This is a genomic window from Jujubicoccus corallicola, from assembly GCF_047345645.1.
Classification (GTDB): Bacteria; Pseudomonadota; Alphaproteobacteria; order Rhodobacterales; family Rhodobacteraceae; genus JBLEFH01.
On the sequence record NZ_JBLEFH010000003.1, the window covers coordinates 427,528 to 443,137 of the forward strand.

At 55.5% G+C, this 15,610-nt stretch carries 17 protein-coding genes and 1 riboswitch; of the genes, 4 read left to right on the top strand and 13 right to left on the bottom strand.

Translation table 11 applies throughout. The features are described 5' to 3' along the window. Window positions 1–48 precede the first annotated feature (48 nt). The 6 genes from ACMA5I_RS07335 to thiM all read right to left on the bottom strand — a co-directional run bounded on the left by ACMA5I_RS07335 (window position 49) and on the right by thiM (window position 6,988). Window positions 49–456 carry a hypothetical protein gene (locus ACMA5I_RS07335; RefSeq protein ID WP_525885582.1) on the bottom strand — a complete coding sequence of 136 codons (408 nt, stop codon included), beginning with the start codon at window positions 454–456 and terminating at the stop codon, window positions 49–51. Window positions 457–558: 102 nt separating this feature from the next. Further along, window positions 559–3,900 carry a M10 family metallopeptidase C-terminal domain-containing protein gene (locus ACMA5I_RS07340; protein WP_525885583.1) on the bottom strand — a complete coding sequence of 1,114 codons (3,342 nt, stop codon included), beginning with the start codon at window positions 3,898–3,900 and terminating at the stop codon, window positions 559–561. Between the two features lie 193 nt (window positions 3,901–4,093). After that, the gene (gene tenA, locus ACMA5I_RS07345) at window positions 4,094–4,792 is read right to left on the bottom strand and encodes a thiaminase II (RefSeq protein ID WP_525885584.1); all 699 of its coding nucleotides are present in this window, start codon (window positions 4,790–4,792) and stop codon (window positions 4,094–4,096) included. Then, window positions 4,789–5,589, bottom strand: coding sequence for a bifunctional hydroxymethylpyrimidine kinase/phosphomethylpyrimidine kinase (gene thiD, locus ACMA5I_RS07350; RefSeq protein ID WP_525885585.1), 801 nt, complete (start codon window positions 5,587–5,589; stop codon window positions 4,789–4,791). The genes tenA and thiD overlap by 4 nt, the downstream gene beginning before the upstream one ends. Beyond that, the gene (thiE, locus tag ACMA5I_RS07355; protein WP_525885586.1) at window positions 5,586–6,200 is read right to left on the bottom strand and encodes a thiamine phosphate synthase; all 615 of its coding nucleotides are present in this window, start codon (window positions 6,198–6,200) and stop codon (window positions 5,586–5,588) included. The genes thiD and thiE overlap by 4 nt, the downstream gene beginning before the upstream one ends. Then, on the bottom strand, window positions 6,197–6,988 hold the full coding sequence (thiM, locus tag ACMA5I_RS07360) for a hydroxyethylthiazole kinase (protein ID WP_525885587.1): 792 nt from the start codon (window positions 6,986–6,988) through the stop codon (window positions 6,197–6,199). Before thiM ends, thiE begins: the two co-directional genes overlap by 4 nt. 48 nt (window positions 6,989–7,036) lie before the next feature. Continuing rightward, a riboswitch (TPP riboswitch) is annotated at window positions 7,037–7,133 on the bottom strand. Between the two features lie 224 nt (window positions 7,134–7,357). Between thiM and mobC the strand changes: the two genes are divergently transcribed. Both mobC and ACMA5I_RS07370 read left to right on the top strand, forming a co-directional pair. Beyond that, complete coding sequence (mobC, locus tag ACMA5I_RS07365; RefSeq protein ID WP_525885588.1) at window positions 7,358–7,801, top strand: plasmid mobilization relaxosome protein MobC; 444 nt, start codon at window positions 7,358–7,360, stop codon at window positions 7,799–7,801. Beyond that, window positions 7,798–8,022, top strand: a complete 225-nt coding sequence (locus ACMA5I_RS07370) for a hypothetical protein (protein ID WP_525885589.1) — start codon at window positions 7,798–7,800, stop codon at window positions 8,020–8,022. The genes mobC and ACMA5I_RS07370 overlap by 4 nt, the downstream gene beginning before the upstream one ends. A 35-nt stretch (window positions 8,023–8,057) precedes the next feature. On the opposite strand, the gene istB is transcribed toward ACMA5I_RS07370, so the two are convergent. From istB to ACMA5I_RS07385, 3 genes are all read right to left on the bottom strand, one after another. Further along, window positions 8,058–8,774, bottom strand: coding sequence for an IS21-like element helper ATPase IstB (istB, locus tag ACMA5I_RS07375; RefSeq protein WP_525885590.1), 717 nt, complete (start codon window positions 8,772–8,774; stop codon window positions 8,058–8,060). Then, window positions 8,767–10,353 (bottom strand): IS21 family transposase, encoded by a 1,587-nt coding sequence (istA, locus tag ACMA5I_RS07380; RefSeq protein WP_525885591.1) that lies wholly within the window; start codon window positions 10,351–10,353, stop codon window positions 8,767–8,769. The genes istB and istA overlap by 8 nt, the downstream gene beginning before the upstream one ends. A gap of 163 nt (window positions 10,354–10,516) precedes the next feature. Further along, window positions 10,517–10,750, bottom strand: a complete 234-nt coding sequence (locus ACMA5I_RS07385; protein ID WP_525885592.1) for a helix-turn-helix domain-containing protein — start codon at window positions 10,748–10,750, stop codon at window positions 10,517–10,519. 232 nt (window positions 10,751–10,982) lie between these two features. Between ACMA5I_RS07385 and ACMA5I_RS07390 the strand changes: the two genes are divergently transcribed. Then, window positions 10,983–11,576: a helix-turn-helix transcriptional regulator gene (locus tag ACMA5I_RS07390; protein ID WP_525885593.1), complete on the top strand. Its 594-nt coding sequence runs from the start codon at window positions 10,983–10,985 to the stop codon at window positions 11,574–11,576. A gap of 105 nt (window positions 11,577–11,681) precedes the next feature. Here the strand turns inward: ACMA5I_RS07390 and ACMA5I_RS07395 are convergent, their stop codons facing one another. Then, window positions 11,682–11,924 (bottom strand): helix-turn-helix domain-containing protein, encoded by a 243-nt coding sequence (locus ACMA5I_RS07395; RefSeq protein WP_525885594.1) that lies wholly within the window; start codon window positions 11,922–11,924, stop codon window positions 11,682–11,684. Window positions 11,925–12,059: 135 nt separating this feature from the next. Between ACMA5I_RS07395 and ACMA5I_RS07400 the strand changes: the two genes are divergently transcribed. Continuing rightward, window positions 12,060–12,524: a hypothetical protein gene (locus ACMA5I_RS07400; protein WP_525885595.1), complete on the top strand. Its 465-nt coding sequence runs from the start codon at window positions 12,060–12,062 to the stop codon at window positions 12,522–12,524. A gap of 159 nt (window positions 12,525–12,683) precedes the next feature. Here ACMA5I_RS07400 and ACMA5I_RS07405 read toward each other — a convergent pair whose 3' ends face one another. The 3 genes from ACMA5I_RS07405 to ACMA5I_RS07415 are packed head-to-tail and all read right to left on the bottom strand — an operon-like array spanning window position 12,684 to window position 15,239. Continuing rightward, complete coding sequence (locus tag ACMA5I_RS07405; RefSeq protein WP_525885596.1) at window positions 12,684–13,253, bottom strand: histidine phosphatase family protein; 570 nt, start codon at window positions 13,251–13,253, stop codon at window positions 12,684–12,686. Between the two features lie 5 nt (window positions 13,254–13,258). After that, window positions 13,259–14,212 carry a nucleotidyltransferase domain-containing protein gene (locus ACMA5I_RS07410; protein WP_525885597.1) on the bottom strand — a complete coding sequence of 318 codons (954 nt, stop codon included), beginning with the start codon at window positions 14,210–14,212 and terminating at the stop codon, window positions 13,259–13,261. A gap of 4 nt (window positions 14,213–14,216) precedes the next feature. After that, window positions 14,217–15,239, bottom strand: coding sequence for an HD domain-containing protein (locus tag ACMA5I_RS07415; RefSeq protein ID WP_525885598.1), 1,023 nt, complete (start codon window positions 15,237–15,239; stop codon window positions 14,217–14,219). Window positions 15,240–15,610: the final 371 nt, after the last annotated feature.

The following is a 15,610-nucleotide window of genomic DNA, read 5'->3' on the forward strand; positions in this document are numbered from 1 at the left end:
CGCGTTTTTCTTCGTCGAATACCTGCGTTGGCTCGAACGCGAGACGGATCAATACATCACCTGATGCAGCATCACCTCAACCGGTCCGTCGCCACGCAGCTTCGCACTCCCGCGCGCGAGGAGCCAGCCATCGGCGCGCTCCAGCCTCGCGACAATCTGCACATTCTCGCCGGACGGCACTGCCGGCAGCGACACCTTCACCGCCTTCGCCCCACCCTCACTCTTAAACCGCATCGCCGGCGCGGCGCGGCGGCTTTGTAGCTCGCTTTCCGCCCCCTCAAAGACAATCACGATCTCTCCTTCCGGGATCGCTTCGCCATTTGCGGAGACAAGCGTGGCGTCAAGAGCGGTCTGTGCGACGGCGCGGTCGGTCAAGGCAACTCCTGTCGTGAGCGTGAAAATGAGCGCTCCGAGGAGGCTCAGATATTTGCGGCGGGAAATGAGGTTGCGTGTCATGTCGTTGATCCTTCTGACAGCGTGCGGAAAGGGTGACGCGCAAGCCGGCGATGATCAAGCCACAAAAAAGTGGGGCGCCCGAGAGCGCCCCATCTGGGTGTTTTAGACAATGATGAAATCGTCGTGGTCGATCCGCAGGTTCGCGCGGGTCTGCGCAAACTGGATCGCCTCGATCTCGCCCGAGCCGTCCGCGTCGTAGAACAGCCCGCCATCATTGGTGTCATAGACGATGCGGCCATCCTCGCTCGTGGCGACGCCAAGGTCATTCGCCTCGAAAGCATCCATGCTGAGGGTGCCAAGCTCGCCCGCTTCGGTGAAGATCAAATCGTCGAGCAGGATCACATCGTTCTGGTTGGTCCAGAAGCCCTTGATCTCATCGACATTGTTCTCCCCGAGGGCGGTCGAGAAGCGGAAGGAGTCCGCCCCGCTGCCACCGAACAGCACGTCGTTGCCGAGCCCGCCATCAAGCAGGTCATCGCCCGCCTCACCGCGCAGCTCGTCATCCCCGGCAACACCCGGCTGAACCGGCTCTGGCGGGAAGTCCACCGACACATTCAGCTCATAGGCCGAGCCCGCCGGGACGACCTCTTCCCAACCGCTGCCACCCGCATCCGGCGACCAGCGGCCTTCCAGAATGTAGTAGGTGCCGGTTTCCTCAACGACATAGGTGAGGCTGGAGTCGCGACGGGAGTTGGATCCGGGATCGCTGCCGCCATCGTCGTTCTGCGCGACTATATTCCCGTCGCTGTCGAGCAAGCGCACCCAGCTGTCATGCACATTCGGGTCGGCGATCCCGTCGATATCGACCGTGATATTCGTACCCGCAGCCAGATCGACGCTGTAATAGCCGCCCTGCCCGTTGCCGACGGCGTTCACTGTCGTGTGGAGCACGGTCGTCGAGTCGAAGATGTCCGGATCCTCCTCCAGCGAGAAGTTGTTCGAAATGTCGAACGCGGTCTCGATGGAGTTGTTGGTCGCGGTTTCATCAAGGGTCGCGTAGCCGCTGCCCAGACCCGGACGCGGGATCGGCTCGCCCTGATAGGCATAGTCCCCGAGGATGGTGTCGTTGCCGCCGCGGCCGCGCAGGATGTCATCTCCGCCCTGACCGGTCAGCACATTGTCGCGGCCATCACCTATGATCTGGTCATCATAGCCGGTGCCGGACAGGTTCTCGATGGAGATATAAGTGTCGCGCACCGAGGTCGGCGCGTTGAACCAGAGGAACAGCCCCTCGTCATAGTCGCTGTAATCCGCAGTATCGCTGCCCTCGCCGCCGATGAGCGTGTCGCGCCCGCCGCCGCCTGTCAGCGTGTCATCGCCATCGCCGCCTTCGAGCGTGTTGGCCTGATCATCGCCGATCAGTTTGTCATCAAAGGACGAACCGACCACATTCTCGAAACCGACGAGAATATCGTGGCGGATCACGCTGCCGCGCCCGACGATTTGCACCGGGCCATCTGCATCGCCGCCTTCCGCCGTGCCGTTGACGAGGTCAACCATCACGCCGTCCGAGCTGCCGACATAGCTGACGGTGTCATTGCCGTCGCCGCCGTCGAGATAATCCTGACCCGAGCCGCCAATGATGAGATCGTCGCCGCCCTCACCATAAAGCAAATCACCATCGTTCCCGCCGTCGAGAATGTCATCCCCGTCACGGCCGTTGAAGACGTCACCGCCGCCGCGCCCCCAGAAATGGTTGTTCGCCGCGGTGCCAATGAAGCGGTCAATCCGGTCGTCAGAGCCGATCAGGTTCTCGATGCTGTAGAAGGTGTCGCCCGAGGCCGTGCCGCCGCTCGCCACATTGGTTTCGAGATTGACGAGAAGCTGAAACGGGCTTTCACGGCTGTAATCCACCGTGTCCTGACCGTCACCGCCGCGGAAAATGTCGATCCCGGCCTGACCGCTCAGCGTATCGTCGCCATCGCCGCCGTCGAGAATGTCATTGCCCTGACCGCCCAGAATGGTGTCGTTACCGCCACCGCCATAGAGCGTGTCATTGCCGTCATCGCTTTCCGTCTGATCTTCGAGATCCGCCACATCAATCGTGTTGTTGATATCGCGGCTGGCCAGCGAGTCGCGCCCGCCAATGATGAGATCATCACCATCCTGCCCGAAAATCGTGTCATCACCGGAGCCGCCGTCGAGGGTCTCGCCCTCATCGGTGCCGACAATGATGCTGCTCATCGTGTTGTCGCCGACGCTCGGGGTATCTACATCGACATTACCGCCCGGCGGGATCGTGGAGTCGACATAGATGATGTTCTCGACATTGGCGATCGCGCCCACGTCGATATCGCGAGACAGGACGAACACCGTGTCATTGCCGCCATCCTCTTCCTCACGGACAATGTCGTCAGCGGAGTCGATGAAATAAGTATCATCGCCGCCATAGCCTGCCATCCGGTCCGCGCCGCCACGGCCATCCAGCACGTTGTCGCCGTCATTCCCGATCAGAACGTCGTCATAGTCGCTGCCGATCCCGGTCTCGATATAATATTCCGTCTCATCGTCATTATGACCCGCGAAAATCGAGACATTGTTGCGGTGCCCGTTCACGCTTGAGAACTGGCCAGCGCGCAGATCAAGGATCGTGCCATGGGTCGAACCGGAGAAATCAATCGTGTCCTGGCCGCCCGTGTCATGGATGACAAAACCGATATCTTTCTGCATCCCGGTCGAGGTCAGTTCATAGCCATACACCGTCGCGTTGAAACCATAGACATCATCGTCGGTATTGAGATCAATCGTCTGATAGGTGCGCGTGCCCTCATCATCGACCGTCGAGAAGAAGCGGCGGATCACGGCCTCAATGTCCGCCATAAGCGGTGTCGAGGCGGACCAGCGGCTGTCCTCGCCCACATCAATCCCGTCGAAATAGGACATGACGCTGTATTGCTGGCGGTCATAGATCCAGGTCGCATTGTTCAGATAATTGATCTGCACCCCGCCCGGACCGCTATAGTTATAAAGGCCGGGATGGTTCAGACCGAATTCATGGCCAAATTCGTGAATGTAGCTGTCAAAGACATATCCACCAATATCCGTCAGGCTTGGCTCGGTGTCGTGGAATCGCTGCCCTACGCTCACATAACGGTTGCTCGAAAATGCACCGCCATCGTCTTCCTCGCCAAGCTCGGGACTGACGACCTGCATCCAGTGCAGATCCGGATCATATTCCGCATCATCGACGATCTCGAACTCAAACGGCGTCGTCAGGGACCAGACTTCCAGCGCACCAATTGCCGCTGCCTTATAGTCGGGGTGATTGTTCAGCTCGGTGACATTGATCACCACCGGCTCGGCGGCGATTTCCGGCGTGATCGTGCGGAAAAGTGCGCCCACATAATCGAGGAAGGCTTCATAATCTTCGCTCTTGTCAAACGGGTTGTCCGGGGTCTGGTCGTTGACCCACCATTCGGTATTGGCATCGCTAGAGGTTGGCATTTCTAACTCCCTGTGTGTCGATTTCAAATATCTGAAATCGTTATTATTTTGGGTGCAAAAGACCAGCAAGCAACGCGGAGGCGTTGCCCGGAAATCTGGTCATTTACCATGTGTTGATGCGTTCAGTTTAGCCGCAACCGCCTTCGATCCCGCAACCCTTTTCGTCAGTTACGGGACCGGCTTTTTTGTAAACTTATAGATAAACTTGAATCTTATTCGTGTTTGTCTCCGGCCAGCCCTCGCGCTGATAGGCGCTGTGCCAAAACATCCATTCATGCCAAGAGGATAGCGCGAAGGTTGATGTCATTGCCGCGCGGGTCTCTTCATCCGCATTGTCCGCCAGACGATCCGTCAGCGCGAGCATCCCTTGCACCGCAGCATCGAAATCGGCGCTCGCATACGTGTCGATCCACGACCGATAGGGATGGTCCCCCGCGGCCTCCGCATGGATCGCCGCGCCGACGCGCTGATAGATCCAGAAACAGGGGAGCAACGCTGTGACTGCAACCGAGAATGGATCGACCGCCGCCGCGCGGATCAGCGCGCTGACATAGTGATCGCAGGCGCGGGACGGCGGCGTTGCGGCGAAATCCGCCGGCGTGATCCCGTAAAGCGCCATATATTCCGCATGAAGCTGCCGCTCGACCGCAATCGCGCCATTGGCCGATCCCGCCAGCCGCGCCACGGTCTCCGCATCCGGCGCGCGCGACGCCGCAAGCGTCAGCGCCCGCGCGAAGCCTTCGAGATAATGCGCGTCCTGAATGATGTAGTGCTGAAAGGTCTCGCGCGGGAGCGTTCCCTCGGCCAATTCGCGGTTAAACGGCATGGTGCGGATCGTATCCTGCAACTCGGCCGTCGCGGCCCAAAGCTCTTCGGTAAAGCGCATCGTCATCTCTTTCTCTGAAGGTAAAAATGGTGAACGGGACCGTGGCCCGCGCCCACTTGCAGATCATCCGCCGCGGCAATCGCGCCGCTGATATAGGCTTTCGCCCGCCGGGTCGCTTCCGGGAGCGCATGGCCACGGCCAAGCTGCGTCGCCAGCGCCGAGGAAAGTGTGCAGCCCGTGCCATGGGTGTTGCGTGTCTCAGTTCGCGGGGCCATCAGCTGCGTCTCCACCTCGGGCGTGAGTAGCAGATCCGTCGCGTCCGCGTCCGGCAGATGTCCCCCCTTGATCAGCACCGCGCCGCAGCCGAGCGAGAGAAGCCGTGCCGCCTGCCCGCGCATCTCCGCCAGAGTCTGGCATTCGGCATCTTGCAGCAAATCCGCCGCCTCCGGCAGGTTCGGCGTGATGACCGCCGCACGCCGCAAAAGACGCTCGCGCAGCGCGGTCACGGCATCTTCCGCCAGAAGCCGGTCGCCCCCTTTCGCGACCATCACCGGGTCAAGAACAATCGGCGCATCCACCCCCTCCAGCGCCTCGGCGACCGCCTCAATCGTCCGCGCATCGCCGAGCATCCCGATCTTGATCGCATGGATCTCGATATCCGCCCGGATCGCCGCAATCTGCGCCGCAATCATCTCAGGCGAGACCATCTCAACCGCCTGAACGCCGCGCGTATTTTGCGCCGTCAGCCCGGTGATAACCGCCATCGCATAGCCACCATTGGCAGAAATCGCTTTGATATCAGCCTGGATGCCCGCGCCGCCCGACGGGTCCGACCCCGCAATCGACAAGATATTCGGAATCATGCGCCGCTCCATTTCTGGACGAATTCGCGCGCGGCTCCTTCGGGGTCGTCGGCGCGCGAAATGGCCGACACGATGGCAATGCCCGCGCAACCCGCACGCTGCACATCCGGCACATCGGCGGCTCTCAGCCCGCCAATCGCCATCGCGGGCAGCGGCGATTGGCGAACAATCGCGGCCAGCCCATCAAACCCAAGCGGCACGGCATGGTCAGGCTTCGACGCCGTCGCGCGGACCGGGCCAACACCTAGGTAATTCACCGCGTCAACCGGCACCGCAGCAAGCTGCGACTCGGCCTCAATCGACAGCCCAAGCACCGCATCCGGCCCGATCTGCGCCCGGATCGCCGCCGGATCGCCATCCGACTGCCCGATATGGAGCCCGAACGCCCCAACCTCGCAAACCAGTGCCGCGCGGTCATTTAAGATCAGCTTCGCGCCAAGCGGCTCTAATCGCGTCCGCACTTCGCGAGCGAGTTCCGCAAAAGCCTTGTCCTCCAATGTCTTGTGCCGAAGCTGCACCCATCCGGCACCGCCGCGCGCGGCTTTCTCGGCTTGATCTGGAACAGACAGCGGCGCGACCGCATCGGTGATGAAACAGAGCGGCGGGATCATGCGAAGGACACCCGCGCCATGCTGTCGAGCCGCTCGCCCGTCATGCTGTAAAGCGCGTCGATGAACGCAACCTGAAAGCTCGCCGGCCCCTTCGCCGTTTCCGCCGCGACCTCGCCCGCGGCGCCGTAATAAGCCAGCGCCGCGACCGTCGCCTCCAGCGGCGAAGCAGCAGCCGCGAAAGCCGCGACGATCCCCGTCAGCGAGCAGCCCAGAACCGTGATGCGCGGCATCATCGGATCGCCATTTTCGATGCGATATGCTTGCTTCCCATCCGTCACGAAATCCACAGGCCCCGTCACCGCGACAACCGCTTTGCTCGCCAAAGCCAGCGCCCGCGCAGCTTCCTCTGCGGCCTCCACACTGTCCGTCGCATCCGCGCCGCGCCCCTGACTTTCCGCCGTTTGCGAGAGAGCCAAGATCTCCGATGCATTGCCCCGGATGATCGTCGGGCGGAGCGCCAAAAGCCGCGCGCCGACCTCTTTGCGAAACGCGGTCGCGCCCACGGCCACCGGATCCAGAACCCACGGAATCTCATTCTCCACCGCCGCCGCCGCCGCGATCTCCATGCACTCCGCCCATTCCTCATCGAGCGTGCCAATATTGACTGTCAGCGCCGACGCGAGCCCGGCAAATTCCGCCGCCTCCCGCCGTGCATGGGCCATCGCCGGAGACGCGCCCGCCGCCAGCATGATGTTCGCCATGACATTCATTGCGACATAATTGGTGAGGTTCTGGACCAGCGGCGCGGTCTCGCGCATGGCATTGAGATAATGTGAGGGTTTGTGCATCAGCATCCTCCGCTATGGGGCGAGGTTGCTGAAAAGACGGGGCATGAGGCCGGGTCCAAGACAACTTCCTACGCCGATATGAGTCGGTTCAGGTTCGAAGGGTACGTCTCAACCCGGCCCGTGCCGGATGCCCCTGTTGTGCGGGCCAATGTAGCGGCAGGGCGGCGCAAGTCAATCGCTGTGCGCGGCCAAAAAGCCTGCGCGATCAAAAGGGTTAACGGCGGCGCGACACGCGATCCGGTCTCAATTTCAGCGATGAGGGGAAGTGGCGCACCTTGAAGGAGAAAGTTCGAACTCCTTCTTCTCCGATCTGGAAGACTGGGAAGCCCAGCTCAAGCCGCATGAAGCCTTGCTGCCGGAGATGGAACCATGAGCCATCTCACGCAAGAATTCTCTGAATCTAAGCCTGAAGCTTCTGCCGCACCCTCGAAGCGAAGGGTGCGGTCTAAGACGCCGCCGCCATTCTCTCTGCGTCTGAATGAGGACGAACGTGCAAAACTGGAGACGGCAGCGGCGGGTATGCCGCTCGGCCCCTTCATTAAGGCCAAGCTGTTTGATTGCGATCTCTCCCCGCGCCGAACACGCGGTCAGGCTCCCGTCAAAGACCATGCAGCACTGGCACGGGCACTCGGTCTGCTCGGCAATTTGCGTCTGGCGAATAACCTCAACCAGCTCGCCAAGGCTGCAAACAAGGGAGCGCTGCCTCTGTCGCCTGAAGTCGAAGACGAACTGATGGCAACCTGCGCTGCGGTGCTGGCCATCCGTATGGAGCTGATGAAGGCGCTTGGCTATGAGAATGAGGACCACTCATGATCATGGTAGGCAATCAACGCGGGAACGGTCTCAAGCTCGCTGCCCACCTGATGAACGCCCGCGACAATGAGCATGTCGAGGTGCATGAACTACGAGGCTTTACGGCGAACACTTTGCATGGCGCGTTTCAGGAAGCCGATGCGATCTCCAAGGGGACAAAGTGCCAACAGTACCTGTTGCAAACTCTCACCCCATTGATCACCCCTTTCTCACACGCTTAACCGCGCAACCTTACTAAGATTGCGCGTTTGATAGATCATCGCAGGGACTTGCCTTCGAGCTGCATAATATGCGCGCGACTTCGGATGCGATCCATAAACGCATCCGCAATCAACGGATCGCCGATGTATCCGTACCATTCTTCTGGAGCACGCTGAGAAATCACGATCGTGGAAGATCGCGAGGACCGATCTTCTATGACCTCAAAGATATCTGTGAGCTCCTGCTTTTTCAGCGGACTGAGCGCAAAGTCATCGATAATGAGAAGCTCCAGCTTCGAGGTTTTCGTCCTCAGCTTCGCAATCGTTCCGTCCAAACGCGAGAACCCGATCTCTTCGGCGAGGCGGCCAGTGCGGACGTAGCGCACGCCCATTTCACTCTGAACCGCGGCCATTCCCAGTGCGCAGGCAAGCCAAGTTTTGCCGGTTCCAGATGCGCCAGTCAGAATGAGATTTTGGTGCCGCCTAATCCAATCACATTTTAGAAGCGATAGGATCTCCGATTTGTCGATATTCCGGTTCTTTCGAAAATCTATCTCTTCTGGCGCCGCGTGATATTTAAATTGAGCCGACTTCAGCAGGCGGTCGATTTTGTTACGATATCGTCGGTCCGCTTCTGATTGGACCATGCGAAGCAGGCGATCTTCGATGGGTACATCTGAGTATTGTGGGTTCTTTAATTGATGGTCCAACTCCTCCATGAAGCCCGTCAATCTGAGGTTGCGAAGCATATCAAATAACTGCGCATTAGACATCGCCATCTCCTTCAATTTTCCTTTTGAGCGCCTCAACAAAGTAGTCAGGCCCTCTGACATTGCGCTTTGCTGGCGGCAACTCGCGGCCCTCGATCTCGTCATCGTCCGGAGCCTCAATGCCCGCACTTAAAATGTGTTCCACCTTACGAATGGTTGGCTTTTCAATCTTGTTCGCAATTGCGCAGGCTTTTTCGACTCTCTTATCGCCGTAGCTTTCGGCGAGATGCGCAAGGTTGGCGGCAGCTTTCGCTGTGGAATCTGCCTGTTTGCCAGTTCGAAAGTGACCATCAATCAGGCGAACCGCTTCCTTTCCGATATGTCTGACGTGACTTTTGGCCCCGTTAAGTCTCAGCATGGAGGCAGACTTATGATTTTCCGGCATATGCCTAGAGTCGGTCACAAGGTTCCCGCTTCCAGACGACAAGGCGTGGGTTGCGACGATTTTTCCTTCGAAAGCAAGATGCACTGAGGTTGCCGTTACCTTTGCGCTAACGTGTTCGCCGGAAAGGTGCGCGGGAACCGAATATCTGCTGCCAGAAACCGGCACGTGATAGTCCTGTCCAACCCGGATATTGAGAAGCCACCGTCCGGGCTCATAAGCGTTCGTAGGTAAGGGTGCGAAGCCCTGTTGATCCTGTTGTTCAAAAAGTTCATTTCGGCTCGCGTCGTGGCCGCGCATTCGGCGCGAATTGAGATCGTTGAGCAACGGGTCTATGGCGGCGTTGAGCTCTGAGAGCGACAGGAAGCGGCGGTCTCTCAGTGGTGCTAGTATCCTATTTTGAGTGATACCGACCGCGTTTTCTACCAACCCTTTGTCGCGCGGCTTCCGTACCCGCGCAGTCAACAGTCCGAAGCCGTAATGGTCAGAGAATTCCAAAAACTCTGGTGTAAGAACGGCTTCCTGACCTTTTCGGCGTGGCGTTTGAACGGCTGCAGGGAAGTTGTCGATGGTAATCAGAACGGGAGAGCCACCGAAGTATTCCAGCATCTTTTTGAATGCGGCCAGCACCACAAACTTTGTTTGGTTCTCAATCGCAATCGTGAAGGTCTTCCTGCTTTTCGCGCTTACAGCGCAGAAAACATCATAATCGCGCGCTTTTTCGTCAACTCCGAAGAGCGTCGGCCACCTTCCTGACTTCCTGCCAACAAAATCGCACTGGATCATTTCGCCAGGATCATAAGTGAAGCTCATGATCACGTTCTTGCTCTTTGCTTGCCGATGATATTCCCTGCAGAAGGTCGGATAAGACTGCGCTTTCAGACCGTCTGGAACAGTCCTTACGTATTCTTCGTGTAACAACTTCAGGGTAACTCCGCGCTCAGAATGCTCGAAAATAACGTGATCAAAATCGGGCTGCGCGAAGGACAGGTCCCGTTTGAAAGCACCTGGAGCGACATACTTGCGAAGCTCCGTTTCGCTCAAGTCGGTAATGGTCTCTATCGTGAGAGGCGATTGATTTAGATGTGTGCGCCATTTCGCGACAGTTCCGCGTGATAAACCCGTTAGTTCGGCAATTTGCGTATTATTAAGTTTTCCTTGCAGGATAAACTGAATCCCGCGTTGAGTTTGAGTAAGCATGCGAATTCACTCCTTGAATGCACATAATTGGCTGGCCAAGAAGTTCTCGTTCTTGACAGAGTGCAGTGTTTCGGAAAGAATTAGCTATCGGTTCGATATCGACAGCTAAATTGGGGGGCCGCCGACGGCAATCGGCGGTTTTCTCTTTTCAGAGAGTGAGAGATCAGTCGTCTTTATACCTTTCGGGCCAAAGGTCCTCAGGCCGCCGACCGATCGCAGTGGCAATGGCTTCTTCGATCCGCTTGGATCTGTGCAATCCCTGACTCACCAATGACATCGACGCGCCGGATACACCGAGCTGTCGGCTCAGCTGGGCAAATGAAGTACCGTTAACCCTCATGGCCTCTTTGATGTGATGGTGAATTTTTGAACGGTTATCAGGCGATTGATCGGACATTTCAGTCCCAGTGTTAGATTAATGGTTTCGAAGCTCTCTCAAAGCAGAAACACCGTAGGGATAAGGAGCAAGTAAAATCGTAATTTGAAGTTCCTACAGCCTGCATACAAACGTAAGAATTGGCGCTGCCGTTTGTAAGCATTTTCCAATTTTCGCCGCTAAATCATCATTTTAAAAAATTGATTTTTTATCGCCTTGGATCTACCATTAAGTCGATGTTCATGGCGAAAAGATGTGTGCGACGAGAAAAGATAACGAATCGCTTGATCGAAAGCTGGTCGCGACACGATTGCGTCAGATACGCAAATCATGTGACCTGACGCAGGCTGAACTCGCGGAGAGAATTGGATATTCGCGAGAAGGCTACGCAAATTACGAACGCGAGCATCGCGCATTGCCGCGCAGGGCACAGCGCCGCATTATCGAGTTAACGGGAGAAGACCCATTAGACTTCTCGAAAACTTACATTGCCCCCCATCAAAATAAGCGTCGGAGCAGCGCCAATATTTACAAGCTGTGCCGCGACCTGCCTGAGATACGGCGGCGCTCCGTCGCAGATCACAGCATCTACATCGCTCGGGAATTTTCAGTGTTAGGCCGCCGATGGGTAAAGTTGCGCGACTTCATGGCAATTGAAGCCGCACTTTGTGGGCTAATCAGGATCATTTCGATTGAAGTGGGGCTGCCATTCGGCGAGCCTGTCGGAGAAGTTGACTGGATATTGCTGCTTTCCTGCCTCGCAGCAATCGTACTCGCACCGATGCAGATAGTCTCGTTTGTCAAGTTTCAAAAATGGCGAAAAAGACAGAACTTCGTTTATTCATAAATGTTTAGGCTTGAGCGCTGCTGAGATCAAAGGCTTCGATAGCCAATCCACCTAACGACGAGATATGTATTCGCGACAGCCGGATAGGACGGCGCAAAACCGATCTTACCTGCCCATCTCTTGCTCAACATCAGCCAAGAATTCCGGCATCGATACATCAAGTTGCTCGCACAAGGCCGCGATGACCGAAAGGGTCGGCTGCCGATTGGACGTTTCAAGCAAGGAAACGTAGCTGACAGATATATTGGCCCGAAACGCCAACTCTTCCTGCGAAAAGCTTTTCGCTTTCCGTCGCCGCTTCAGAACCTTAGCGAATGCGGAAACTAGTTGATTGTTCGACCTCTCCATCCTGAACGGTATTGGATGGCCGGTCCATTTTCGTCTAATGACTATAGTCGTATTTTTGCTATAGTCACAGAGTTCGGGCCGCAGTGCATGCTCGGCTTGTTGCCCTTAGCAGTCCACGCGCAAAGGAGATCTTCAATGACAAGTCTATCAACCGAAATGCCGCAGCTGGCATCATATGTTGTTCTGAATAGGCAGGGCGAGACCCTGCATCGCTTCTATTTGCGTAACTTACTTTCAAGCGCCGATGCGGTTTTTCTGGAGGACGCCGGTCTGATCGAGCCCAGCCTGATCAAAATTAAGACTGGCGAAGGGCAAGATTTCCTCTTCGAATGCGCGGACTTCACCTTAGAGGGCGCACTCATGCTCAAAGAAATGACAGCATGGCTCAGTACCGAGCGAAAATCTTGGGGACAGATTTGGGACGTGCGCGACCATATCACCGATCTCTTTGGCCCGCCCGATGAGCATAAGATGGTGTTTCATCCGAAAGCTTTAGAAATTCTCAGCAAAGACAGTGTTGAAGAATTTTTCGAAGATGCAGCGACGGGTTGGTCTGTCCTGGATCTCGATATATTAGCGATCGAAGAGCGATTGCTATAAAGATTTGCGGTTTTCAATTTGTCTTACTTAAGCTTTCACGAAGGGAAGCAAGTAATTTTAGTGCCGACATTTAATCTCCGACGAATATCGGTCCTTTGCTGGCGTTCGCGCATGTCAATTTTCGCAACGGCACCGCCTGTCGAGCCTACCATTCAATAATCACGTAGTATTCGACAGAGGCTTGCGTCTGAAATTCACTTTCGACGTTCGTCTAAGCACCACTGGTGTTGCGTGTGGTAGCTTCGCATGAGCTAAACTATGATGAATGTAGCCGAGGTTGCAGACCTCACGAAAAACGCCAGAATGTGAAACTAAGAGGATATTTCTCTCGATTGGTAGCGCATTAAGCGCTTCGGTTACACGAAGTCGAAAGTCATCGTCTGTCTCACCATCTTTCGGAGTCGAGTTCTCTCCTCGTTGCCATTTGGGGACACCCTCGTAAATTCCCCATGCCCGCTCAGCCAATTTTGGATCTATGATAAATTCGCTATCGCTAGCCCGGCAAAATGGCGAAATCGTCATTAAACATCTTGACAGTGGGCTGCTTACAATCAGGTCAATCGGATGCTCTTGCAAGGTTCTGACTGCCTGCTCCGCCTCCTTTTTGCCGATACCAGACAATGAGATATCTGACTGCCCCATTGTTAAACCATTAATATTCCAAGGCGTCCTCGCATGCCTAAGGAAAATTAGTGACTTCGGAAGACTCGATGTAGAGTTGTGGAACATAAAATTTAGAGTAGGAGCGCTTTGACAACATCGTGCTTCGAACCAAGTTCATCCATAAGCATCTTGAGTAGATCTTCTTTGAATTTGCGCGCCTCATCACACAGGTCCTGATAAACTTGCGTTTCCAAACCCTTTTCACCGGGTAACTTGAGCTGCGTGCGGGTCTCGATGTCATTAAGGTGATCGAGGAACCGGGCATAGCGAGCCAACGGACTTTGCATTGCAGGGCCAAATATAGACTGAAGTCGTGCGATCGTCGGCATCGCAAACAACTCTTCGAGTCTCTGACGCTTTTTTGCGACTTCTAACCCTTTTGTCTCGCTCACCGCGGCCACCCCGCCGAGGTAGAGAAGCATGCGAGAAAAGCGCAGTTTAATGAGCCGGATCGCTCTCGGCTTATCTGACGAAGCCGTCTTATGTTCGAAATCCACGCAGATAGTGCGCCAGTATCGGATCACGTCATTCAGCAGAAACAAGCTCAACTTGTGATCGCCCAACTCGTCTGCGACATAGCGTTCGATTAGCCGGGTACGAGTCTTCTCAAAAAGCTGTTGATTGAAGATCCATTCCCCTTCGAGCAGAAACAACATCCGACGAGTGATGAATTCGTTGGTGTCTTTGTCACCCCCGATCGTTTCAAGGAGATTTTTTATCTTAAGTGGGTTTTCAAATACGCCACCGTGAGCAGGCATCACTAGCCCTTCATCACTCAAACGTGACCGATATGCCTTCTGCGCCTTTCGCGCGTCGGAAATCGTGATTCTGCCATTGACCAATACGAAAAGGTCAATGTCAGATCCGCTGGTGCATTCGCGTCGCGCAACACTGCCATTCACGCCGATAAGGTAGTTCGGATCGTCCTTAAACATGCTCGCTGAAATTTTGCGCATTTTTTTCAGCTGAAGCTCAGACTCTCTCTCGCATGCGGCCAATACCCGCGACGCATCACTCCCCTTCATTAAACTATCCCTTAACAAGTTCTTCGAGCTTCACGGAATAGCGAGACCGGGTCTGCTTATATCGCGTACTGATCTGATGGAGACTAGAAAGCTCAACACTTTCATCCACAAAGAACTTCCGATCATTGATGTTTACATCAACGGTTAGCCAAGACTTCGGTAGCCGAGACCGTAAATCATCCTCGTACTCAAGAACAACATTCAAATATGTAAAGAGTTCAGCATGAGACGCCCTAAAGCTCTTCTCTGTCTTCAGAAAATCCTCTGGGCTAAACTTATCGATGTTGGCCGTCATGTAGGACTGAGCGACCGTGTCAAGCAATCGGCCGATTGGAGCATTGATTACCAGATTGTAGACACTGTTCTTCAGCGACCAAAAATCATCGAAGTCATTCTGGGGCAAACTACCGGATGCAGCCCAACGCCTAACGGCAGCGCTCGCGCTCCCGAACGCTGACCTTGGACCGACGAAAGCCCTACACCGCGTGATGCCTTCTAACGTGTCTATATTAATCGGCGCAGAGAAAAGAAAAGCGTGCTTCCCATTACCCTTCCCTTCAATCAGAGCAAGCACCTCATCTGGCTCAACGTGGAACTCCCTCAAGATGTCAAGAATTTGCGAGCCAAATCGGGTTGAGCCTTCGACGATATCCCGCGTAGTCTGATGATGGTTTATTCCAAATCTTTCTTCAAAAACTGGTTCTAACGTGTGCGATAGCGGGCCATGTCCGACATCGTGGAGCAAAGCGGCGCAAACAATCGTTTTGCGCTCTCTCTCGTCCATCTCAACTTCAAGGGCGTAGGTTTCAGCCAACTTGGCCACACCGATCGAGTGCTCCCTGCGGTTATGACGCCGCCTGTAGGGCTGTCTACCGGACCCCTTTTTTACATAGTCAATCGCGCCTAAAAACCCGATGCCTTCCAGCCGCTTTAGAGGAATAGTTGCCAAAAGTGCGTTCGCAACCTGATCTTCCAGCTGAACGTCATCATCAGATCGCAATGTCGGTGTTGCATCAGTGATACGCATCAAAGTCGGCGCGCAAATCCGACTTAGATCACACCCACTTCCTAGCTGATGTTTGTGCTGCATACCCACCAATTGCTCACTCTTTTCTATCAGTCACTGCCAATATAGGATGAAAACATTGCGGATACGATACCTCGTCAGAACCCTATAGCTTACTATGGTATCATAGTGTTCAGACGCGCCAAACTTCAAGCAAAACTCAAAGGGGTACACCCCAAAGTTATATCTTAAAATTGAAGACAAGCCACCTACCAATTTCCGAGCGGCGCTCAGAGAACCCGCCGATGCAAGCCTGCTCAAAGTCCTCCCCTCGCGTGGATCATCACCCCTGATCTCTCCGATCACCGCAAGCCTCTTTCAGGTTTCCGCTC